Origin of the sequence: Thermosediminibacter oceani DSM 16646 (assembly GCF_000144645.1) — a bacterium.
Lineage (GTDB): Bacteria > Bacillota > Thermosediminibacteria > Thermosediminibacterales > Thermosediminibacteraceae > Thermosediminibacter > Thermosediminibacter oceani.
On sequence record NC_014377.1, the window covers coordinates 1,524,153 to 1,546,098 of the forward strand.

Annotated in this window: 16 protein-coding genes and 2 pseudogenes; 3 read left to right on the forward strand and 15 right to left on the reverse strand. The window is 46.4% G+C overall.

What is annotated here, in order from left to right; all coding sequences use genetic code 11:
• Positions 1-11 precede the first annotated feature (11 nt).
• Positions 12-1,976, reverse strand: a complete 1,965-nt coding sequence (locus TOCE_RS07790; protein ID WP_013276321.1) for an oxidoreductase — start codon at positions 1,974-1,976, stop codon at positions 12-14.
• A 217-nt stretch (positions 1,977-2,193) separates the two neighbouring features.
• Here TOCE_RS07790 and TOCE_RS07795 point away from each other — a divergent pair, with 217 nt between their 5' ends.
• On the forward strand, positions 2,194-3,090 hold the full coding sequence (locus TOCE_RS07795) for a LysR family transcriptional regulator (protein ID WP_013276322.1): 897 nt from the start codon (positions 2,194-2,196) through the stop codon (positions 3,088-3,090).
• A 34-nt stretch (positions 3,091-3,124) separates the two neighbouring features.
• On the opposite strand, the gene menA is transcribed toward TOCE_RS07795, so the two are convergent.
• The gene (gene menA / locus TOCE_RS07800) at positions 3,125-4,069 is read right to left on the reverse strand and encodes a 1,4-dihydroxy-2-naphthoate polyprenyltransferase (RefSeq protein WP_013276323.1); all 945 of its coding nucleotides are present in this window, start codon (positions 4,067-4,069) and stop codon (positions 3,125-3,127) included.
• A gap of 554 nt (positions 4,070-4,623) precedes the next feature.
• Here menA and TOCE_RS07805 point away from each other — a divergent pair.
• The gene (locus tag TOCE_RS07805) at positions 4,624-6,207 is read left to right on the forward strand and encodes a multicopper oxidase family protein (RefSeq protein ID WP_148218471.1); all 1,584 of its coding nucleotides are present in this window, start codon (positions 4,624-4,626) and stop codon (positions 6,205-6,207) included.
• Between the two features lie 116 nt (positions 6,208-6,323).
• On the opposite strand, the gene rlmD is transcribed toward TOCE_RS07805, so the two are convergent.
• From rlmD to TOCE_RS12450, 4 genes and pseudogenes are all read right to left on the reverse strand, one after another.
• On the reverse strand, positions 6,324-7,676 hold the full coding sequence (gene rlmD / locus TOCE_RS07810; RefSeq protein WP_013276325.1) for a 23S rRNA (uracil(1939)-C(5))-methyltransferase RlmD: 1,353 nt from the start codon (positions 7,674-7,676) through the stop codon (positions 6,324-6,326).
• Between the two features lie 26 nt (positions 7,677-7,702).
• Positions 7,703-8,185 (reverse strand): tRNA (uridine(34)/cytosine(34)/5-carboxymethylaminomethyluridine(34)-2'-O)-methyltransferase TrmL, encoded by a 483-nt coding sequence (gene trmL, locus TOCE_RS07815; protein ID WP_013276326.1) that lies wholly within the window; start codon positions 8,183-8,185, stop codon positions 7,703-7,705.
• 15 nt (positions 8,186-8,200) lie between these two features.
• Positions 8,201-9,022 carry a histidinol-phosphatase gene (locus TOCE_RS07820; RefSeq protein WP_013276327.1) on the reverse strand — a complete coding sequence of 274 codons (822 nt, stop codon included), beginning with the start codon at positions 9,020-9,022 and terminating at the stop codon, positions 8,201-8,203.
• A 161-nt stretch (positions 9,023-9,183) separates the two neighbouring features.
• Positions 9,184-9,653: pseudogene (locus TOCE_RS12450) on the reverse strand (amino acid ABC transporter ATP-binding protein); the annotation flags it as partial.
• Between TOCE_RS12450 and TOCE_RS12630 the strand changes: the two are divergent.
• Positions 9,643-9,944 (forward strand): annotated as a pseudogene (locus TOCE_RS12630) (transposase); the annotation flags it as partial. The pseudogenes TOCE_RS12450 and TOCE_RS12630 sit on opposite strands and share 11 nt — an antisense overlap.
• 182 nt (positions 9,945-10,126) lie before the next feature.
• Here TOCE_RS12630 and TOCE_RS07830 read toward each other — a convergent pair.
• The 9 genes from TOCE_RS07830 to TOCE_RS07870 form a co-directional block, all read right to left on the reverse strand.
• Positions 10,127-11,422, reverse strand: coding sequence for a Na+/H+ antiporter NhaC family protein (locus TOCE_RS07830; protein WP_013276328.1), 1,296 nt, complete (start codon positions 11,420-11,422; stop codon positions 10,127-10,129).
• 24 nt (positions 11,423-11,446) lie between these two features.
• The gene (gene megL / locus TOCE_RS07835; RefSeq protein WP_013276329.1) at positions 11,447-12,652 is read right to left on the reverse strand and encodes a methionine gamma-lyase; all 1,206 of its coding nucleotides are present in this window, start codon (positions 12,650-12,652) and stop codon (positions 11,447-11,449) included.
• Positions 12,653-12,808: 156 nt separating this feature from the next.
• The gene (locus TOCE_RS07840) at positions 12,809-14,395 is read right to left on the reverse strand and encodes a sigma 54-interacting transcriptional regulator (protein WP_013276330.1); all 1,587 of its coding nucleotides are present in this window, start codon (positions 14,393-14,395) and stop codon (positions 12,809-12,811) included.
• Between the two features lie 210 nt (positions 14,396-14,605).
• Entirely contained in the window at positions 14,606-16,183 is a 1,578-nt protein-coding gene (locus tag TOCE_RS07845; RefSeq protein WP_013276332.1) for a sodium:neurotransmitter symporter family protein, read from the reverse strand.
• A gap of 153 nt (positions 16,184-16,336) precedes the next feature.
• Complete coding sequence (locus TOCE_RS07850) at positions 16,337-16,918, reverse strand: indolepyruvate oxidoreductase subunit beta (RefSeq protein WP_041423909.1); 582 nt, start codon at positions 16,916-16,918, stop codon at positions 16,337-16,339.
• Entirely contained in the window at positions 16,915-18,669 is a 1,755-nt protein-coding gene (iorA, locus tag TOCE_RS07855) for an indolepyruvate ferredoxin oxidoreductase subunit alpha (protein ID WP_013276334.1), read from the reverse strand. Before iorA ends, TOCE_RS07850 begins: the two co-directional genes overlap by 4 nt.
• The gene (locus TOCE_RS07860; RefSeq protein ID WP_041424171.1) at positions 18,666-19,571 is read right to left on the reverse strand and encodes a bifunctional enoyl-CoA hydratase/phosphate acetyltransferase; all 906 of its coding nucleotides are present in this window, start codon (positions 19,569-19,571) and stop codon (positions 18,666-18,668) included. Before TOCE_RS07860 ends, iorA begins: the two co-directional genes overlap by 4 nt.
• 5 nt (positions 19,572-19,576) lie before the next feature.
• Positions 19,577-20,656, reverse strand: a complete 1,080-nt coding sequence (gene buk, locus TOCE_RS07865; RefSeq protein ID WP_013276336.1) for a butyrate kinase — start codon at positions 20,654-20,656, stop codon at positions 19,577-19,579.
• An 8-nt stretch (positions 20,657-20,664) separates the two neighbouring features.
• Complete coding sequence (locus tag TOCE_RS07870; RefSeq protein WP_041424172.1) at positions 20,665-21,750, reverse strand: Glu/Leu/Phe/Val dehydrogenase dimerization domain-containing protein; 1,086 nt, start codon at positions 21,748-21,750, stop codon at positions 20,665-20,667.
• Between the last annotated feature and the right edge of the window lie 196 nt (positions 21,751-21,946).

The following is a 21,946-nucleotide window of genomic DNA, read 5'->3' on the forward strand; positions in this document are numbered from 1 at the left end:
CTCCCATAATATCATAAGTTGTAGGCAGCCGTAAAGCCAGATTCCATGGCGTTCCTTATTTTCCCAACTTTTTCTGCATCTCCCAGCACAAATACTCTGTCAAAAGCTTCTTTTATTTCATCGACAAGCCCCGTATTGGGGATTCTCCCAAGAGATAGCACAATATAATCGAACTCATAGTCCTCGTTTTCTCCGGTTTTGGTATTTTCAAAAACGACTTTATCTTCGTCTATCTTAACCAGCTTGTGTTTTGGATATAATTTCACTTTGAAAGATTCCAAATGCCCCAATACTTCTATTAAATTTTGGAAGTAAAGTCCAGGCCCAATTTCGTCAGCCATTTCGAATACGCTGACATCGTTGCCGCCGGCAGCGAGATAATGGGCTGTCTCCAACCCGGTCATTCCAGAACCCACGACCGCCACTTTTTTATTGCTCAACTTCACTTTCCCGCTCAGTATATCCTCTGCCGTCAGGACATTTTTCCTTTCAATTCCCGGAATGGATTTTGGTATTATCGGATTTGAACCCTGCGCAATGAATACTGCGTAAGGATTGAGTTCTTTCAAGCTCTCTACGGTAGGTATCGCATTGTACCTTATTTCAACCTTTGCCTTTTCTACCTGGGTTTTCAAGTAATCTATAAGCCAGTTGATCTTTTCCTTTTTGGGCGGCTTATTCGCAAGTTGCAACTGACCACCCAATTTATCCGTCTTTTCAAATATCACGGGTTTATACTTTCTCTTTGCCAGAATCCTTGCCGCTTCAAGTCCCGCCGGCCCTGCGCCAATTATAGCCACAACCTTTCCTTCTCCATCTTCTTTAAACTCATTCAATTCCCATTCTCTTCCGCTCTGTATATTAATGCTGCACTGACTCGGTATACCGGTTAAATCAGCGTTTATAAGCGTTTCCATACAGTAAAGGCACGATATGCACTTCCTTATTTCATCTATTCTTCCGTCTCTAGCTTTATTGGACCATTCAGGATCGGCGAAATGCTGTCTTGCCGAACCTGCAAAATCAATCTTCCCTTCTTTAATCATTCGATCGGCATATTCCGGATCCCTAAACACCGAAACACCTATGACGGGTATATTTACTGCTTTCTTTACGGTTTCAGCCAAATGTATCTTCCATCCTTGTTCAAAGGAAGAAGGTTCCCAGGACACATTCATAGTCTCGTATATGCCGCAGCTGATATCCAGCGCATCCACACCCAGCTCTTCCAGCCTTTTGGCTATTTTAACGCTTTCTTCAAGGTGAAGCCCTTCTTCCGGAAGGCCCACCCTCCCTAAAAACTCGTCCACAGTCAACCTGACCAACAGCGGAAAATCCTTGCCGCACTTTTCCCTAATACCGGTGACTATCTCCTCTAAGAATCTCATCCTGTTTTCAAGACTTCCGCCGTATTTATCGGTCCTCTTATTCGTATAGGGGCTCAAAAACTGATTTATCAAATATCCATGAGCGGCGTGGACCTCAACTCCATCAAAACCTGCTTTTTTGATCCTTACTGCGGCATCTACGAATTTATTCACCATTTCCTCTATTTGCTCGATGGTCATAGCTTGCACCGGCTGCCGCACCACTTTACACTCCACATCACTGGGGGCCATCATGGGCATGTTGCCGTTTATAGCAGAGATCCCTTGTCTTCCCGGATGATAGATTTGGACTACTATTTTGCCGTCGTATTTATGGACTTCGTCGGCCAAAGCTTTGAGGCCCGGTATGAATCTATCATCGTAAACGCATATCTGCCTGGTGTTTCCCTTACCCCTTTCGTCAACCACCGTGCATTCCGTAATGATAAGGCCAACTCCACCTTTTGCCCTCGCCCCATAAAAATGTATATCCCTTTCCGATACGGTTCCATCGTTATTGGCCAGTGCATTGCCCATAGCCGTGAAGACAATCCTATTTTTGGTCTCCATCGTGCCTATTTTCCCTTTGGAAAATAAACTGTCGAACACTTTTTTCCTCCTCCCCTTCTTGCGCGTTTGTTATAGTGAGAACTTTAGCTTTCCATCTAATATTTTAATTATCTTCATCCCCCTTGTATAACGCAAAACTGTTGTATCAGCCACAACCTTTTATTTATAGGCCTGCCCCCCTTGCAAATATTCTTGCCCTTTGCCCTTAATTTGTGTAACATGATTATAGACCTCATCCAATACAGGGTGATCGTATATGGATATAATTTCTCTTAAATATTTCGTAAAGGTGTGCCAGAATAACAGTTTTACCAAAACTGCCAAGGAACTTTTCATCACCCAACAAGCCTTGAGCAGGAGGATAAAAAATCTGGAAAGGGAAATCGGAGCACCCCTTTTTAACAGAAATTCCCGCGGAGTCGTCCTTACCGAGCTCGGTAAGTATATCCTGCCGAAGGCAGAAGCTCTGGTTAAAAACTACGAGGACTTCATTACTGAAGTAAACAATAAATTAAACAAAGAAAAGGTAGGGATAAAAATAGGCTTTGCCCCGGGAACCTTACAAATTTTGGGTGTCAAAGAAATAATTGAATTCGAACAGACATACAATGATATAGAAATTCATATAGCAGAATTTTCTGATATAGACTGCGAATCGAACGTATTAAACGGCAATCTGGATTTGGCTTTAACGGTTAAACCGAGAGATCTGAGGAATTTCAAATATTATCATTTAATAAAGGAAAACCTCATTGCCATAGTAAACAAAAAAAATCCTCTGGCATCCAAAAAAAGCGTGAAATTTGAAGACCTCAAAAATGAAAAATTCATTCTTCTAAATGATACATTTCGCATTCAGCGGGTTATTCTGGAACATTTCAACAAGGCTGGATTTGCCCCGAATGTTTACTTTAAATCCAGCCATGATTTAAAAGTCGCCTACGATTTCGTCGAATTAAATAAGGGGATATTCGTTTTTGTGGATAAGCTCACCCATGTTGAAAAATACAATAACATACGCTGCATACCCATCGACGAACCTACTGCATTTTGGGATGCAGGATTTATAGTAAAAAAGGACGCAAAAATAAACAACGCTGCAAAAAAATTTATGAATTACTTTCTCGTCAGATATAATAAAGATACAATTTAGAATTCCACTATTTGAAAATACGGCCGGGTCGAACTCATTTTTGCAACCCGGCCATAATAGTCAAAATATAAACAGCATTTATCAGGACAAAATTCTTAACCGACAAGACAAAAGTATCCTTTTTAGTCTGCTTTTCACTGAATTTTTTTACGTTTTTATATACGGGTAAAACGGTCATTATCGCCGCAGCGGAAAATACAGGAATAATCTTCAGCCCTATCGAGACGATAATGAAAAGATAAATTACGCCGTATAGAAATTTAAAAAGCTTGATGGCACTACTTTTCCCTATGTAAACAGGCAGGGTATACCTTTTATTTTTAATGTCATCCTCAATATCGCAGATATTGTTTGCCAGCATAATATTCGCGATGCCGTTTACAGCGGGCACCGAAATCATAAAAATTTTAATTACTTCTAATATATTGACACTTACACTCAGCACATCTCGATTCAATGTAATTTCCACTATGCCCTGGTCAAATACGTGAATGTACACCGAAAGAAATACGATGACAAACCCCATAAAAAAACCCGAGAAAATCTCTCCCAACGGCATCCTCGATATGGGTAACGGTCCGAACGTATAAAAAATTCCGACCATGAAGGATATAACACCTATAATCAGAACGACTACATCGGTATTTAGATATAGTAGCAAACCGAAAACAATAGCTATCAGTATCAATAAGACTATTGTCAATCTAACGGTACTTTCCTTAATCCCGTAACTGACGATAGCATTATGTTTTTCATAATTATAACCGCAGGTCACATTAGCCTTTTTATAATCAATGTAGTTATTTATAGCAGTTGTGGCCATATCAATTGAAAGCAGCGATATTAACATTAAAAAAAAGTTTTTCAGGTTAAAACTATTATAGCGGTAAACACTGTAAGTGGCTCCTAGAAAAAAAGGTATAATACTTGCTGCCTTTGTCCGTATTTCCACCAGCTCTAAGAAACTCTTTAAAGGCATTTAAACCCTCCTATACTTAAAATGTAGAAACAAAGTCAAACTCGCTGATGTTACACCACCTACCTCTAAATCCAGAATGCAGGTTCTTCTACTATTTATTTTACAATAACACCGGCCAAGCGGATATAACACGTTGTCCTCTCTTATATTGACAATGAACCCGCCTCCCTCCATTCCTAATAATACATTATCAAAAAGCATATTTTAATACTTACGGATCAAGAACTTCTATAACTGATGGGCATTTTCTCGCCTCCCATAAAGTTTTTATTATATGTAGCATACGTTATCTCCTTCAAGGTTGTGTCTGTAAACGGTCAATAAATCCACAAATGATCACGAAAAAATCTAAAAACAACACAGGAATAACAGATTGTGAACGGCTCTGCCGGCTATACAGAGGATTTTACAAACTTAACATAATAAAGAAGCAGGTATTAAATTTCATGCATACAATGAACTGTAAAGTAAATCAAAACTTTATACCATTTTACAAAGAAATGATAAAACTTGACCGTGCGATCTTATACCTATATGGAGGGAGGGGTTATTATATGGCTCCAAAACTTGAAAAATTTAAAGATCCGTTGCCGGTTCCAAAATTTATCCGTCCTGTAGGAACAAAAAACGGCATACCTTACTATGAATTGGAAATGACAGAATTTTACCAGAATCTTCACAGTGATATGCCAGACACAAGAGTCTGGGGATATGAAAATAGCTACCCCGGCCCGACAATCGAAGCTTATAAGGGGCAGCCCATTTATGTTAGATGGATTAACAGGCTCCCGGAAAAACATTTTCTACCCATTGACAAAACAATTCATGGCGCTAAGGATAATCCGGAAGTGCGAACCGTAGTCCATCTACATGGTCTGAACGTACGGCCTGACAGTGACGGATTCCCTGATGATTGGTTTACTCCGGGGAAATCAGCACTGTATTATTACCCTAACAAGCAACAGGCGGCTACTCTATGGTACCATGATCACGCCGTAGGCATTACAAGGCTTAATGTCTATGCAGGCCTGGTGGGTCTTTACCTGATTCGAGATGAGCGTGAAGAACGCTTGAACCTTCCTTCAGGAGAGTATGAAATTCCGTTGATCATTCAGGATAAGGATTTTAACGACGACGGATCATTATCTTATCCTGCTCCTAATAATAATGGAGTAGAGCCGTCTATTGTCCCGGGGTTCTTTGGAAATTATGCCCTTGTTAATGGAAAGGTATGGCCTTACCTCGTTGTGAAGCCAAGGAAATATCGGTTCCGCATATTGAACGGATCTAATTCGCGTAGTTATAAATTACGGTTTTCCGGGGAAGCCGGGCGGATTTTGCCGGCATGGTATCAGATAGGCACTGACGGAGGATTCCTGGAAAGGCCCGTAAAGCTTGACTCTCTATCGCTTCAGCCAGCCGAACGCGCTGATGTAATTGTTGATTTTACAGGTCTGGAAAATCAAACCTTTACCCTTATTAACGAAGAAATACCTCCTTTCGGCCCTCCACTTCCAGAAATTATGCAGTTCAGAGTAAGCGGTACTCCTGTAAAGGATAACAGCAGTCTGCCTTTAATACTGAACAGAATAAAACCGCTCCCGGTAAAAAAGGCAAAGCAAAGGAATATTGAAATCGTCGTTGGACAGGATGAGCTTGGCAGATTCATGTTTATGCTTGAAAACAAAAAATGGACGGATCCTGTCACAATAAAAACAAAATTGGGAAATGTGGAGGTATGGAACATCATCAACACGGCTGCAGCTGCCCATCCTATACACGTCCATCTGGTTCAGTTCCAGATTTTGAACCGGCAGCCTTTTGATGTCCAGGAATATACAGCAACAGGCACCCTTAAATTTATAGGTCCTCCGGTCCTACCGGATGAAAACGAAAAAGGATGGAAAGATACCGTAAGGGCCGAACCGGGACATGTAACCAGGATTATAGCACGTTTCGGTGACTTTACCGGAATATACCCGTTTCACTGCCATATCCTCGAGCATGAAGACCACGAAATGATGCGCCCATTTGAAGTATTCAAGCACAAATCCGGAGGCAAAGATAAAAAAGATTCTGAGGAAATTCACACTGTTAAACCGGATACGAAAGCGGATAAGGAAGAACCTGCAAAATAATTTCCCCCTAATTCCGGCCTCAAATGCATACCTCTTTCAGTTAGCAATGCAGGCTAATGTGATCCGAGAGCGGACGCTTGCGGCCGCTTCTCGGTCATTGGCCTGCTTTATTTGTTCTATGTCTTTTTGATCAATGCCACGCACTCCACGTGATGTGTGAAAGGGAACATGTCTACGGGTTGTACTAATTCGGTCCTGTATCCCCTATCTTCTAAGTACCTTAAGTCTCTCGCAAGAGTAGCGGGATTGCACGATACGTATACCATGCGGGGAGGATTCATTTTTACGGCCGCATCCAGTAGCTTTTCATCACACCCACGCCTGGGCGGATCCATCACTATTACATCGGCTCTAATACCCCGTTCAACCAGCTGGGGCATTACTTCTTCAGCCGCTCCTTCAATGAATTCTACATTTTCTATTCCGTTCAATAAAGCGTTATTCCTGGCATCCATTACAGCCTGGGGTACAACTTCGATGCCGTAAACCATCCTTGCCTTCCCGGCCAAAAACAAAGTTATTGTACCTATACCGCAGTAGGCATCGATAACGGTCTCTTCGCCCGTAAGCCCGGCGTATTCCATCACTTTTTTATAAAGTACCTCCACCTGCACCGGGTTAACCTGGAAGAAGGAGTTGGGCGAAAGGGTGAATTTTATTTCTCCTATAAAGTCGATAATATGAGGTTCGCCGTAGACCAGTATATTTTCATCGCCCATAATCACATTTGTCTTCTTCGTGTTAACATTAAGATAAACGCTTTTAAGGCCTTCTACGTTTTTCTCCAACGCGCCGAGTAGCTCCCTTAAATGAGGCACTTCCCTTCCGTTAATTACCAGCACCACCATTACTTCACCGGTTTTGGCCCCTATTCTGGTCACCACGTGTCTGATAAGCCCCTTGTGGTTTATCTCGTCGTAAATCGATACCCGGAATTTTTCCATCCAATCCCGGACCACCTCTGCCGCCCGCCAGCTCAGTTCGTGCTGGATAAGACAACCTTCTATGGGGACCAGGTCATGGCTCCTCTTCATGTAAAATCCTAATGCGGGCCGGTAGTCCTTCTTCCCCACCGGATACTGGGCTTTATTTCTATATTTCCATGGATCTTCCATCCCGATGGTATCAAACACTGTCGTGTATATTCGGCCTATCCTCTCGAGGCTGTCCCTAACCTTTTGCGTTTTAAACTCCAGCTGCCCCTTATACGACAGGTGCTGGAGAGAGCACCCACCGCACTCGTCAGCATGGGGACACCGGGGGATGATTCGATCGGGCGACGGGGATATGATCTCCTCCGCCCGAGCTATAGCGTAGTTTTTTGAAACCTTTTCCACTACCGCCAGAACCCTTTCACCCTTTAACGCCCCTTCGACAAATACCGCAAGGCCGTCTACCCTCCCCACCCCCTGTCCTTCATGGGCCATGGCGGTTATATCTATTGCGATTCGATCTCTTTTTTTAAGCATCCCACCACCGCCTGTTAAATTTTATTTTATTTCCCGGAAGGGCCTTTTATTTTCAAGCCTTTAAAATTGTTCTGCCTCAGGGCCTCATAAAGTACTATAGCCGCAGCATTAGAGAGGTTCAAAGATCTGGCATCATCGACCATCGGTATCCTTACGCATCTTTCCCAATTGGCCTTTAGAAGTTCGAGGGGCAGGCCTGCGGTTTCTTTTCCGAACACCAGGTAGCTGCCCGGCTCGTAAATTACGTCCGTATAGCATTTTTCAGCTTTTGTCGTTAAAAAAAACATCGGCATACCCCGGTTTTTTTCTTCAAACTCGCTGTAGTTCGAGTAATACCTTACGTCCACCAGGTGCCAGTAATCCAGCCCGGCTCTCTTCAGGTACCTGTCTTCAAGGGAAAATCCCAGAGGGCCCACAAGGTGAAGTACCGCCCCCGTAGCAGCGCACGTCCGGGCGATATTTCCGGTGTTCTGTGGGATTTCCGGTTCTACCAGCACAATATGGAACATCTCACACCGCCTCTTTTAAATTTTGTACTGAAGTCTTTTCCTTTTTTCGAAATAGCACAATCTATTAAAACCGTAAGATTTCACATATTCCAGCGCCCTGCCAAAATCCCTGCCCACATCTTCAGGCCTGTGGGCATCGGAATTGATCATGACGGGAATTTCATACTTTTTCAGGTGACTCATAATGGCCGGTGACGGGTAAATCTCGCCAACGGGTTTCCTAATACCAGCGGTACTGATCTCGGCACACACATCCGCCCTCCGCATTGCAGCGGCTACTTTTTCGTAAACCGGTGTAAGATCCTTTACTGTCACATGACCGAAAACTTTTATCACGTCTATATGGGCTATAATGTCAAAAATGTCCGACTCTATGGCTTTTACAAGCACACCGAAGTATTCCTTATGGGTTTCGTACACATCTCTGATCTCCCACTCCCGAATATAATCCGGATTGTCGAATCCGAAATCGCCCAGCCAGTGGACCGAACCTATCACATAGTCAAAGGGGTATTTTAAAACAAAATCCCTTATTTCCCCTTCCCATTCCGGTATATAATCTACTTCGATTCCAAGCTTTACCGGGAGCCCTTCGCTTTTGGCCTTTTCAACGACATCAATATACCACTCTATATCTTCGGTGGCCCTTTCTTCGTGCCATTTACCCCTTGAGCCGCTACTTCGCCACAAGTGCTTCGCCTGGATAAACCTGTAGCAGTGCTCTGAAAAGCCCACTTCCTTAACGCATCTTTTTGCACCCTCTTCCAGAAATCTCTTCATCCATTCGATTGTATAAGGTCCCCGTTCCAGGTGTACATGGTAATCCCTCAGCTCCATTTTCCTCACTCCGCACCGGGTCTTTCCCCGCAGTTGTCTATCACGAATTCAATTATAGCATATTTCCATTATGTTGAATAAAAAAACAGCGGATTTCTCCGCTGTTCGGGGTATGACTTAAGGAAGTGTTCACTTTGCAAAAAGTCACTGGTTAGTTTTGTAATTTTTCTCACAAATCTACTTATCCTGGTATTTTTAGATTCATCAAAAAGCTCTATGGGGCTACCTTCTTCAACTATTTTTCCACTTTCCATAAGAATGACTCTATCTGCAACATCCTTTGCAAAGTCCATTTCGTGAGTAACAATTAGCATTGTCATATGGCAATTATTACTTCCAAAACTTCTCCCACAAGTTCAGGGTCAAGGACCGAAGTAGGTTCGTCCATCAATATTATTTCTGGCTCCACTGCTAAAGCTCTAGCAATTGCAACCCGTTGCTGCTGTCCGCCTGATAGCTTAGAAGGATATAAATGCTTTTTCTCTTCAAGTCCTACCTGTTTAAGATATTTCATAGCAATTTTTTCAGCATCAATTCTTCTCATTCTTTTAACCGTTATCAGCGGCTCCATAATATTTTCCAAGGCAGTTTTGTTAGTTAAGTCCATATAATTGTGTAAAATGGATGTATTAGAATCTGGATTTGAAGATGTCATAGCGGTATTAGAGTTTCCCGAGCGGTATAGGAAAAGACTTCGAACTACAAACGGGAAAGAAGCGGCTAAACGAAGAAATACGCCAAAGTGCAAGGTTCAAGGATCTTTCCAAACCGTGAATCAGCCATTCGTCTAATTGGATCATTACTTATGGAACAGGACGAAAAATGGGCTTCTGGAAAAAAATACTCAGATATGTCCGAATACTTTGAGTGGCAAAAAGAAAGCTCGAAAAAAGTAAAGGAAAAGGTGGTTTCGATAAGTTAACTTTTATTGCTTAATTCTAACCAGAGGGAATTTTACACAAAAAAATTGGACTTGATCTTCTATATATTTCTATAGTAATTATTCATTTTTTCTTTAATTCTGTGTTTATCTAGTAAGAAAAAAATCGGCGGATTTCTCCGCCGTCTATGCTTTTTGTAATTACCTTGTTTTACTTGCAATTTTTATGACCTGATCGCCCTAGGAATACCGAAGGCTATAGCCGCCAGTGCCATGAACCCAAGCAGATAAGGATAATAGAGGAAAGGCATTATCTCTACCGGTGACAGCTTGGCTATGCTGCCGGCAAGAAGGAGCTGGGCGCCGTAAGGTATTATACCCTGCCATACGCAGGAAAATATATCGAGCATACTTGCACTTCTTCTTGGATCGACACCATTTTCCTCGGCCATCTTTTTGGCCATGGGGCCGGTAATAACGATTGCCACGGTGTTGTTCGCCGTGCATATATCGGCCACCGAAACCAATGCGCCTATACCCAATTCGGCGCCCTTGCGGCTTCTTATGCGGCGGCTTATGAAGTCAAGCAGGTAATCTATACCGCCTTCTTTCGTGATCATAGCGGCAAGGCCGCCGATCAGCAGTGAAAGAATAAATATCTCCTGCATGGTGCCGAAGCCCTCGTACATTTTCTGCGTAAAAGAGATGAGGGTAAAACTTCCATCGGCAAGGCCGATAGCTCCCGCAAGTATTATTCCGATGAGCAGCACCAGAAACACGTTCATCCCCATTAATGCCAGCACTAGCACTGAAACGTAGGGTAATATTTTAATAAAATTATACTCAAGGCCCTGCGGGATCTGACCCGTTATCCCCGTAAAAGCAAGTAAAGCTATTGTTATCAAAGCCGCCGGCAGGGCGATCTTGAAGTTCATGATAAACTTGTCCTTCATAGCGCAGCCCTGGGTCCTGGTGGCGGCTATGGTAGTATCGGATATCATGGACAAATTATCTCCGAACATGGCACCACCTACCACGGTACCTACAGCTACTGCTAGAGGTATCTGGGCTTTTAATGCCATGTCCACCGCTATCGGGCATACCGCCGCAATCGTGCCCATGGAAGTTCCCATTGCCGTGGACACAAAGGCCGATATTATGAATAAACCGGGTAGTATCATATTAGGAGGAATCACGGAGAGTCCGAAGTTAACTGTCGAGTCTACTCCGCCCATGGCGTTTGCCACGGTAGAAAAAGCTCCCGCTAAAAGGTATATCATGCACATTATTATTATATTTGAATCTCCAACTCCGCTGATGAAACTTTCCATCTTTTCATCAAGGGAGCCTTTAAAAAGGATAAAAGCAACGGTGATACCTGCAACTGCTGCCACTGGCGATGGAAGCTGGTAAAAGGCAAATTCTACGCCTTTGCTGTTGAAATAAATCCCGCTTCCCAGGAAGAGCGCGAGAAATACTGCAAGGGGTAATAGAGCAAGAGGGTTTTTACCGCTTTTCATCTCTAACTCCTTTCTAAATGAGCTTTAGGCCCCGGTTGAAAATCCATCTTTTAACCCCTTCTGCACCTTTTCAAGGGCTTGATCCAGGTCTCCAATTATATCCTCCACATCCTCTATACCAACGGACAGTCTAACCAGACCGTCGGTTATTCCGGCCTTCAGCCTCTCCTCCCTAGGAACGGGGGAATGGGTCATAGATGCTGGATGCTGGATCAGAGAATCGACACAACCGAGGCTTACAGCCAGCGTTATCATTTTTACACTGTTCATCAACAGCTTTCCTGCCTCGATTCCGCCTCTGAGCTCGAAGCTTATCATGCCGCCGAAGCCGTCCATCTGCCGCTTGGCCAGGTCATGCTGCGGATGGGATGGTAAACCCGGATAGTAGACTCTCTCGATCATTGGATGGCCTTCCAGGTATTCGGCCACCTTCTGCGCATTCTGGCAGTGGCGCTCCATGCGCAATCCCAGAGTTTTCAATCCTCTGATGAGGAGCCAGGCGTCAAAGGGGCCTATTACGCCTCCGATATCCTTGAGATACGGCATCTTCATTTCAGTTATCAGGTCTTTCGGGCCGACGATTATACCTCCTATGACGTCACCGTGGCCGCCGATATACTTGGTGGCGCTGTGGACCACCACGTCCGCCCCATGTTCTATAGGCCTCTGCAGATACGGCGACATGAAGGTATTGTCGACCACCAGCCTTGCTCCGAACTTATGGGCTATTTCTGCGGCACCTTTAAGGTCAATCAGCTTCAGCGTGGGGTTGGCCGGTGTCTCCACATAAACAACTTTTGTATTGGGTTTCATAGCCTTTTCAAGATTCGTCAGGTCAGAAGCATCCGTGAAAGTAACATCTATACCGTATTTGGGTGCCACATGGCTTAAAAAGCTGTGAGTGCATCCGTACAGCGCATCACTTGCCACCACATGGTCCCCTTGTTTTAACAGGGTAAAGAGCACCGTTGAAATGGCCGCCATACCGGAAGCGGTGGCTATGGCAGCTTCACCGCCTTCGAGGACTGCCATCTTTTCTTCAAGTTCCGTTATGGTTGGGTTTCCAAGCCTGGTATATATATAACCTTCTTCCTGGCCTGCAAAACGGCGCGCCCCCTGGTCCACGTTTTCAAAAACAAAGGTTGACGTCTGATAAATCGGCGTCACGTGGGACCCCGTTACCGGGTCGTGTTTTTGTCCCGCGTGAACGGCTTTGGTATTGAATCCCATATGATTCCCTCCTGTATAAAATTCTTTATTCAATAAAACTTGCAAAAACCGTGCCATTGTTGGAGGGGCTTTTTTAACACCATCGTGGTAAAATAATTTACCAGCGGGGCGAAAAATGCGGTTATTAACATATCCAATGGTCAATTTTTTTACCGTTTAATCGAACCAGCGAGCTTCTTTTTTTATCCCGTAATTTTTCATCTTGTTCAACACCGTAGCGTGGGTCACACCCAAAAGCCTTGCCGCTTCCCTCACGCTCCTTGAGTTTTCCAGTGCTTCAAGAATCGCCTTCTTTTCGACTTCCGCCACCACTTCTTTCAGGCTCTTGAAGGCTTTCCCGCTACCCCGCGGGGAACCCGGCGACTCGTTGAATTCCTCTTCTTTTAAAATAAGGTGTTCCGTCCCGATGACTTCGTCGTCGCACAGGTTCATGGCCCTCTCTATGACATTGGAAAGCTCCCTCACGTTTCCCGGCCAGTCGTATTCCATAAGCTTTTTCATCGCATCGGGGCTTATATTCGAAACCTTTTTGTTCATCTTCTGGCTCAGTTTCTTTATAAGGTGCATGGCCAAAAGCGGAATATCTTCCTTCCTTTCTCTGAGCGGCGGTATGAAGACGGGGATCACGTTGAGCCTGTAATAAAGGTCTTCTCTAAACTGGCCGTCCCTCATCAGCTTCTCCAGGTTCCTGTTCGTAGCAGCTATTATCCTCACATCCACCGGGATTTCCTCATTTCCCCCCACCCTCCGGATTTTGCCTTCCTGGAGCACCCGGAGCAGTTTGACCTGCAGGTGGGTTGAAAGTTCCCCTATCTCGTCGAGGAATAGCGTACCCTTGTCGGCATATTTAAACAGCCCCTGTTTCCCGCCCTTTTTTGCTCCTGTAAAAGCTCCTTCCTCATAACCGAACAGTTCGCTTTCCAGCAGCGTATCGGGTATGGCGGCACAGTTTACGGCCACAAAGGGTCTATCGCGCCTCGGGCTTGCCATGTGGATGGACCGGGCGAAAAGCTCCTTGCCGGTCCCGCTCTCCCCTCTTATGAGTACCGTGGAGTTTCCCTTTGCAGCAATTTTTGCTATTTCCTTGACCTTTCTGATTTTGTCGCTTTCTCCCAGTATCTCGTCGAAGGTTATCATGGCCGGCTGGGTAAAGGAGTAAACCAAGTTCATGACGCTCTCTATATCCTGCAGTGACGCCACGGCTCCCACCGGATTCCCGTCCTCGTCCAGGATGGGGCGGCCGGAAGTGATATAATGGCTTTTGGACTTTTCGCTGTTCAGCACTATCTCCACATTATCGTAGCTTTCTCCGGTTTTTACGGTCCTGAGCATGGGTAAATTCGGTGATAGTATTTCGGATATCTGCTTACCAACAGCTTCCTGTGCCCTTATCTTGAGTATTTTTTCAGCCGCAGGATTGAATGTGGTTATTATACCGTTTTTATCGATGGCAATTATACCCTCACTGGTCGCATCGAGGACAGCTTTAATCTTTTTTTCCCTCTCCTCCTGGGGCAGCAGCTTTATTTCATCTACTTCGAGGACATCTTCTTCCAGGAGGAGCTGTTTTTTTAAAAAATCGAAGGAAAGCGAGTCGTTTTTTTCGATTTTTAACCAGGCATACCCCGGGCCAACTTCCATAGCCTTGAGGTTTATGCCGTACCTATAAAGAATCTTCAAAATATCAAGGGCCATACCGACCCTGTCCCTGGTCTTCACCATGAAGCGAAGTGTTTCCATCATTCCGGCATCACCCCTTTCTACCTCTTCTTAATTGTACAAAAAATCAGCCCCGAATTCCATGCCAAAAAAAGGAGCTGCGAAAATCGCAGCTCCTTATTTGGTCTGGTGCTTCACCAGACTGCTCATCGTGACGAAAACCCCAGTTATTATAAAGACCCATGCAAAACCTAAGAAAAACAGCGCTCCACCGGACATATTTTACGCCTCCCTTTAGGCTTTTACGCCTTTTTGTGCTTGGGCTTTTCCGTAATTTTTCTGAATTGAATAGTAGGATTGGAGGAAGCCCAAGATAAATATTCCTACCAACAACATACGCGCGCCCTGCACCCAGGGTACCAACTGAGGTGTATTTTCTACAAAACTGGGCACCCATTTGAAGTAACCCTGCTGGATATAGCTTATCGTGCTTAGGATGAGCAATATAGCTGTCGCAACCGGCGTGACGTATTTTATCATGAAGCTGAAAATTCCATTGGGCACCTTCCACCAGCTGCCCCTGTTTATTTCTTCCAGACAGTTTTTCGGACCGAACATCCAGCCGGCGACAAGGGCCTCTAATAAACCTACGACTACCAGCAAGTAAGTTCCTACCCAATTGTCAAGCTCGGTGAGGAACGCCAAATCGCCGGTCTTGGTCAAAATGGGTTCAAGTGCTGAAGGCAGACCAACAATGATGTAGAGCGCGAAGACCACAAGAGCAGCTGTCTTTCTCTGTACTTTGAGGTCTTCTTCCAGTATTGCTATCAAGTAGTTGTACATGGCTATGGCCGAAGTGTAACCGGCAAAGAACAGCACCAGGAACCAGAAGGCACCGAAAAATTGGCCAGCCGGCATCATGCGGAACACGTTGGGAAGGGCGATAAACGAAAGCCCGGGGCCGCCTGCCACACCGTCAGGGCCCAGGAAGGTATACGCTATCGGAATGGCTATGGTGCCTCCCAGGATGACTTCCGCAAATTCATTGAGGAATATCATCGACGTAGCCGAGAGCACTATATCCTCGTCGGGTTTCATATACGAGGCGTAGTTCTGAATGATACCCATGCCAAGGGAAAGGGTAAAAAATATTTGGCCCGCTGCAGCCAGTGCTGCTTGCCAGTTAAGGGCCTCCCATTTAGGTGTCCATAAGAAGTCAAGACCTTTTATCGGCGACCAGTCAGGGTTTACCGGAGACCCCAGGGTTAACGTTCTTACGATGAGGATTAATCCGAACACGTAAAGGAGCGGCATCATTACTTTAGCCCATGCCTCGATACCACCCTGGACACCCCTGCTGAGAGCATACGCTAGGAGTGCAAGTGCTATTACCCAGAACAGTATAGACGTAACCGGATTTTGGATATAGCTTACGAAAACCTCGGCTGTGGGCTTGGTGGCATCCATGTATCTGCCTGTCAGGGAAAGGTAAGTGTAACCGAGAGTCCAACCGATTATCTGGATGTAATATGAGTTAACCAGTGTTGTCACCGCAAAAACCAGCATTCCTATAATAGCGCCCATTATAGCTGCTTTCGTATGACCAATCCTTTCTCTTGCCAGCAGGTAAGTCGAGCAGCCCATGGTACCGTGACCGTATCTGCCTCCGTAGCGGCCCTGCATCCATTCCACATACATGAGAGGTATACCTATTAGTAAAAGTGAAGCAAAGTAAGGAATCATGAATGCGCCGCCGCCGTATTTGGCAACCTGGTAGGGGAACCGCCAGAAGTTGCCGAGACCTATGGCATTCCCCGCCATAGCAAGAATGAGTCCGAGCTTAGTCCCCCAATTCTCTCTGTCTTCCGTCATAAAAACCCTCCTTTAATATGTAAATGTATACCAATGTATATTTATAATTTATTAGATTATACATTAAAGAAATGCAATTTTCAATATGTTATTCACGTGTTTCAATTATAATATTTTTATAATATTCTGAAAGATTAAGGTAAAAAAATAATGTTAACCGTGGAGCTCCCACCCTCTATTAAAAGCATCTATATTTATTTGGGCGAACCGGACAGGGACTACTTCTTTAATAACTTCCATAAAGGACTGTTTTGACCAGTCCATAACCCTGGCCAGGACGCCGACCAGCACCATGTTTTGGGCTCTAACTTCGCCGCATTCCCGCGCTATATTGACAGCATCAACAACTATTGTGTTTTTCACCTCGGATTTGAGCCTTTCAATGATGTCCGGCGGGTACTCTGCTTTTCCCGTAAGCACCGAAGCCGGCGGCAGTTCCAGGTCGTTTACGATCAGCGTGCCTTCGGGCGAAAGGTACTCTATATACCTTACCGCCTCGAGCTTCTCGAAGGCCAGGAGCACATCGGCCCCGCCTTTTTCGATGAGGGGAGAGTAGACCCTCTCGCCGTATCTGATCTGTGTGATCACGCTGCCCCCGCGCTGTGCCATGCCGTGAACTTCTGACATTTTTACATCGTATCCCTGGTTCACGAGCGCTGTTGTTATGACTTTGCCCGCCAGAATGTTACCCTGGCCTCCGACTCCGGAAATGAATATGCTCTTTACAGTCATCACTCATCACCCGCCTTTTCTATTGCACCGAAGGGGCAGACCTGAACGCATACGGCGCAGCCAACACAGTTTATGGGGTTTATGAATATAACGTCTCCCCTTACCTGTATAGCAGGGCACCCCAACCTTAAACACATCCTGCACCTTCTGCACTTTTCCTCACTTATGGTGTAGAGCCCTTTGGGGCCTTTGCCCTTCAGCAGGGCGCACGCCCTCCTGGTGATGATAACGCTGGGACCTTCTTTGTACTCCAGGGCCTTTTTCACGGCATCCTTCACGGCCTTAAGGTCGTAGGAGTCCACCACCGATACGTTTTCCACGCCTATGGCCCTGCAAATAGCTTCAATGGACACTGCGGGAGCCGGTTCTGCCTTGATGTTGTATCCGGTGCCCGGGTGGTGCTGGTGTCCGGTCATGGCGGTGATACTATTGTCAACAATGATGTTTATTGTATTGCTGCGGTTATACACAGCATCCATCAGGGAAGTAATACCCGAGTGCAGGAATGTGGAGTCGCCTATTACGGTGATGACAGTGGCGTCCTTCCCGTTAATCTCGAAGGCCTTCTTGAAACCGTGACCCATGCTTATGCTGGCACCCATGCAGAGGATGCTGTCGATGGACTCCAGAGGAGGTAGCACTCCCAGGCTGTAGCACCCGATGTCGCTGGTCACCACGGCCTTCATTTTTTTCAGCACGTAGAAAACCCCTCTGTGAGGACATCCCGGGCATAGCACCGGCGGCCTCGGCGGCACGGAAGTATACTGTTTGAAGGCGGGAGTAACCTTTTCCCCCTTCAGCGCTTCCCTTATGATTTCCGCGCTGAGCTCGCCGATCTCCGGTATGAGCTCTTTGCCCCTGACCTTGAATCCCATAGCCCTGATTTGGTTTTCCAGATAGGGGTCGAGCTCCTCGACCACGTAGACTTCTTTTACCCGGGACACGAAACCGGCGATAAGCTTTTTGGGCAGGGGGAAGGTCATCGTCAGCTTCAAAACGCTTACTTCGTCACCGAAAACCTCTTTGACGTACTGGTAACTGATGCCGCTGGTGATAATCCCAACCTCGTAACTCTTTCCCCACTCCACCCTGTTGTACGGGAATTTTTCGCTGTATTCTTCCAGGGCTTTAAGCCGTTCCTTCAGGATTAACCTTCTCTTGCGGGCAAAACCCGGAATCATCGAGAATTTCTCGGGATTTTTTTCATAGGGCTTGATGTCCGCTTGTTGCCTCTCACCGATCTGGACCACGCCGCGGCTGTGGGATATGCGGGTGGTGGTCCTGAAAAGCACCGGAGTGTCGAACATCTCGCTTATCTTCAGGGCTTCGCCCACCAGGTCTTTTGCTTCCTGGCTGTCGGAGGGCTCCAGCATGGGGATTTTGGCAAAGGGTGCAAAATTTCTGTTGTCCTGTTCGTTCTGAGAACTGTGCATACCGGGATCGTCGGCGCTGACTATTACAAGGCCGCCGTTGACGCCGGTATAAGCAAGAGTAAAAAGAGGATCTGCTGCCACGTTCAGGCCCACGTGTTTCATGGAAACTATTGCCCGGGCTCCGGCCATAGATGCCCCGGCGGCAGCCTCCAGGGCTACCTTTTCGTTAGGAGCCCATTCCGAATAAATCTCGCTGTATTTAGCTATATTTTCCAGGATCTCGGTGCTGGGAGTACCGGGATATGCCGATGCAAAGGTAACACCGTACTCGTAAGCACCGCGCGCTATGGCCTCGTTCCCTGTAAGGAAGACCTTTTTCACGATTTCTCACCCCGTTTTATAAGGCATGCAAGAGTAATAGACATTAGCTTTGACACCGGCGAATCCGCTCTAGAAGAAAGTACTACAGGAGCTTTTGCCCCTACCACTACGCCGGCCATGTGGCCCCCCGCCAGGAAGGTGAGGGATTTGCCCAGGGCATTTCCCGTCTCTATATTGGGTACAAGGATGAGGTCGGCCTTCCCCGCGACGGGGCTTTTTATGCCTTTATGGGCCGCCGCCTCTTCGCTGACGGCGTTGTCCAGAGCCAGGGGGCCGTCAACCAGAGCCCCTCTTATTTGCTTCCTTTCCGCCATTTTGGCCAGGATGGCGGCATCCACGGCCGACTGCATCTTGGTGGAAACGGTTTCCACTGCCGAAAGAAGCGCCACTTTCGGCTCGCTGTAACCGATTGCCCTTAGCGCGTTGATGGCATTTTGGAGGATTGCGGCCTTTTCTTCCAGAGTGGGCGCGATGTTAACGCCGCCGTCGGTTATGAAAAGTATTCTTTCGAAATTGGGTATCTCGAAGGCGGCCAGGTGGCTCAGGAGCATACCGGTCCTAAGCCCGAAATCGGGATTCAGCACCGCCCTCATGAAGGCCGCCGTGTCCACGAGGCCCTTCATGAGTACATCGGCCCGGTTTTCATAGACCAGTCGCACTCCTACCATAGGCGCTTCCTTCGCAGGACAATCGATTATTTCTATATTTTCAAGGGAAAAGCCTATTTTAGAAGCTTCCTCCCGGATCTTTTCTTTTTCTCCTACCAGCAACGGTTCTATAATACCCTTTTCGTAAGCGTCCTTTACAGCTTCCAGCACGGGGGCATCGGCAGCCTGTACGACGCTGAGCCGAACGGGCGGAAGGTTTTTCAGCCTCTCCAGCATTTCGCCGAAATTTCTCATCATTCTTATTCACCTCCCCCGTAATCCAGTACCTTCTCGCGCCCGGTCATGACCCTACACGCGGCTTCAGCTAGTGCCTTCATCTCCTCTTCGCCGGGCACTCTTTCTACAGGGGCTATGAATTTAACCCTGTCGGCTATACATTCGCTGATGTAATCGGATTTGGCTATGCCTCCGGTAAGAATTATAAAGTCCACATCGCCTTTTAATACCGTCGCCATCTGGCCTATACACTTGGCTATTTGGTAAACCATCGCCTCCAGTATGAGGGCAGCTTTTTTATCGCCGCTCCTTGTTCTTTCTTCAACTTCTCTTATATCCTTCGTTCCGAGATACGAATATACCCCGCCTTCCTGGATAAGTCTTCTTTTCAGCTCATCTTTCGTAAACCTGCCGCTGAAGCAGAGGTCTATCAGCTCTAGGATCGGCAGCCCCCCTGACCTTTCCGGGGAAAAGGGGCCCTCGCAGTTGGCGCTCTCCACATCTACCATCTGTCCCCTTCTTATGGCACCTATGGAAATCCCGCCGCCCAGGTGAGCCACAATGAAATTGAGCTCACCTGGGTCTTTTCCGAATTTTTCAGAGACCTTATATATAACCCGTCTGATGTTGAGCGCGTGGGACAGGCTCTTTCTCTCGATTCCGTCGAGCCCCGAAATACGCGCCACATCTTCCATTTCATCCACAGAAACCGGGTCGACTATATAAGCCGGGATACCCTTTTCAGCACCGATGCGATGAGCTATAAAAGCAGCCACATTGGAGGCATGCTCTCCGGCCACGGCATCCTTTAGGTCCTCCAGCATGAGGTCGTTTATGCGGTAGGTGCCTGCTTTGACTGGACGCAAAATGCCACCTCTGGCCACCACCACGTCTATTTCATCCAGGCTATAGCCCCTGGCTGCAAGAGCGTTTAATATCGCTTCGTAACGGTAGCCTTCTTGTTCTATGACATTTTTGAATTTCTTCAATTCTTCATAATCGTGGACTATATTTTCCGTGAAAACCTCTTCTTCACCGTGAAAAATCGAGATCTTCGTGGATGTGGATCCGGGGTTTATTGCGAGTATCCTAAACTTTTCCATATGCCCTCCTATCTTTTTACATAATTGGTCTTCAGTCTACCTATAACTTCTATGCGCTCTTCGGCAAGCCTGTCAGCAACCTTGTGGGGCGGTACATTTTGCTCCTTGCTTATGGTAAATATCTTAAGCAGGATATCGTAAATGCCCTTCGCTTTCATCATCACCCGCTCATGCCTCTTTTCGTCATTTTTGAATTCCAGTTCATCGGCAACCTGGATGAGGCCGCCGGCGTTTATCACGTAATCCGGGGCGTACAGGATTCCCTTTTCATGCAGCGCATCACCGTGTCTGGGCTCGAGCAGCTGGTTGTTGGCAGCCCCGGCCACGATCCTGCACTTTAACCTGGATATGGTGTCATCGTTGATGATGCCGCCTCTAGCGCATGGAGCGAATATGTCGCATTCCACGTCGTATATCTTTTCGGATTCTACTACTTCCACATCCGGGTATTTTTCCTTTACCTTGTTTATATTTTCCTCGCTTATATCGGCAATGATTACCTGAGCTCCTTCTTCCTTAAGGTAACCTACCAGCACCCGTCCTACCTTGCCAACGCCCTGGATTGCTACTTTCAGCCCTTTCAGCGAATCGCTGCCGAATACTATTTTGGCCGCAGCTTTCATGCCATTGTACACGCCGTAGGCGGTGGGAACAGCCGAATTGCCGCTTCCGCCGTATTCCTCGGGCAGGCCCACCATGTAATCGGATTCGCGGCTGGCATAAACGAAATCCATACCGGTGGTCCCCAAGTCGGTGCCGGTATAGTACCTGCCGCCGAGGGTCTGAACGAAACGCCCCAAGGCCCTGAAGAGCGCTTCTGACTTGTCCTTCTTCGGGTCACCGATTATTACCGTCTTACCGCCGCCGAAATTGTTATCCGAGACGGCGCACTTGTAGGTCATACCTTTTGCCAGGCGCATGGCATCTATCAGAGCTTCGTCTTCGGTTTCGTAAGGCCACATACGGCAGCCTCCGAGGGCTGGGCCCAAAGTCGTGTCGTGAATGGCTATTATGGCCTTTAGGCCTGTGGTCTTGTCGTAATTGAAGATTATCTGTTCAAAACCGTGTTTCTCCATTTCCTTGAAAATATCTATTTTCACAGAAAACCCTCCCTAAGTAGAATTTTTCGACATAACTAAAAAGCAAGAAAGATGCCACCGCGAAAAAACCTACCGGGAGGGTTCAATTGTGTACTTTTGTTCTCTTTATCTGTATACTTTTGTTCGCATCTCTTTAAAATACCCCTGCACCGAAGGTAATGGTGTATACTTTTATTCACGTTTTATTCGA

Coding starts and splice junctions, on each gene's coding strand:
- TOCE_RS07795 (WP_013276322.1), top strand. CDS start 2,194: ATGGATATAATTTCTCTTAAATATTTCGTAAAGGTGTGCCAGAATAAC.
- menA (WP_013276323.1), bottom strand. CDS start 4,069: ATGCCTTTAAAGAGTTTCTTAGAGCTGGTGGAAATACGGACAAAGGCA.
- TOCE_RS07805 (WP_148218471.1), top strand. CDS start 4,624: ATGGCTCCAAAACTTGAAAAATTTAAAGATCCGTTGCCGGTTCCAAAA.
- rlmD (WP_013276325.1), bottom strand. CDS start 7,676: ATGCTTAAAAAAAGAGATCGAATCGCAATAGATATAACCGCCATGGCC.
- trmL (WP_013276326.1), bottom strand. CDS start 8,185: ATGTTCCATATTGTGCTGGTAGAACCGGAAATCCCACAGAACACCGGA.
- TOCE_RS07820 (WP_013276327.1), bottom strand. CDS start 9,022: ATGGAGCTGAGGGATTACCATGTACACCTGGAACGGGGACCTTATACA.
- TOCE_RS07830 (WP_013276328.1), bottom strand. CDS start 11,422: ATGAAAAGCGGTAAAAACCCTCTTGCTCTATTACCCCTTGCAGTATTT.
- megL (WP_013276329.1), bottom strand. CDS start 12,652: ATGGGATTCAATACCAAAGCCGTTCACGCGGGACAAAAACACGACCCG.
- TOCE_RS07840 (WP_013276330.1), bottom strand. CDS start 14,395: ATGATGGAAACACTTCGCTTCATGGTGAAGACCAGGGACAGGGTCGGT.
- TOCE_RS07845 (WP_013276332.1), bottom strand. CDS start 16,183: ATGACGGAAGACAGAGAGAATTGGGGGACTAAGCTCGGACTCATTCTT.
- TOCE_RS07860 (WP_041424171.1), bottom strand. CDS start 19,571: ATGAGAAATTTCGGCGAAATGCTGGAGAGGCTGAAAAACCTTCCGCCC.
- buk (WP_013276336.1), bottom strand. CDS start 20,656: ATGGAAAAGTTTAGGATACTCGCAATAAACCCCGGATCCACATCCACG.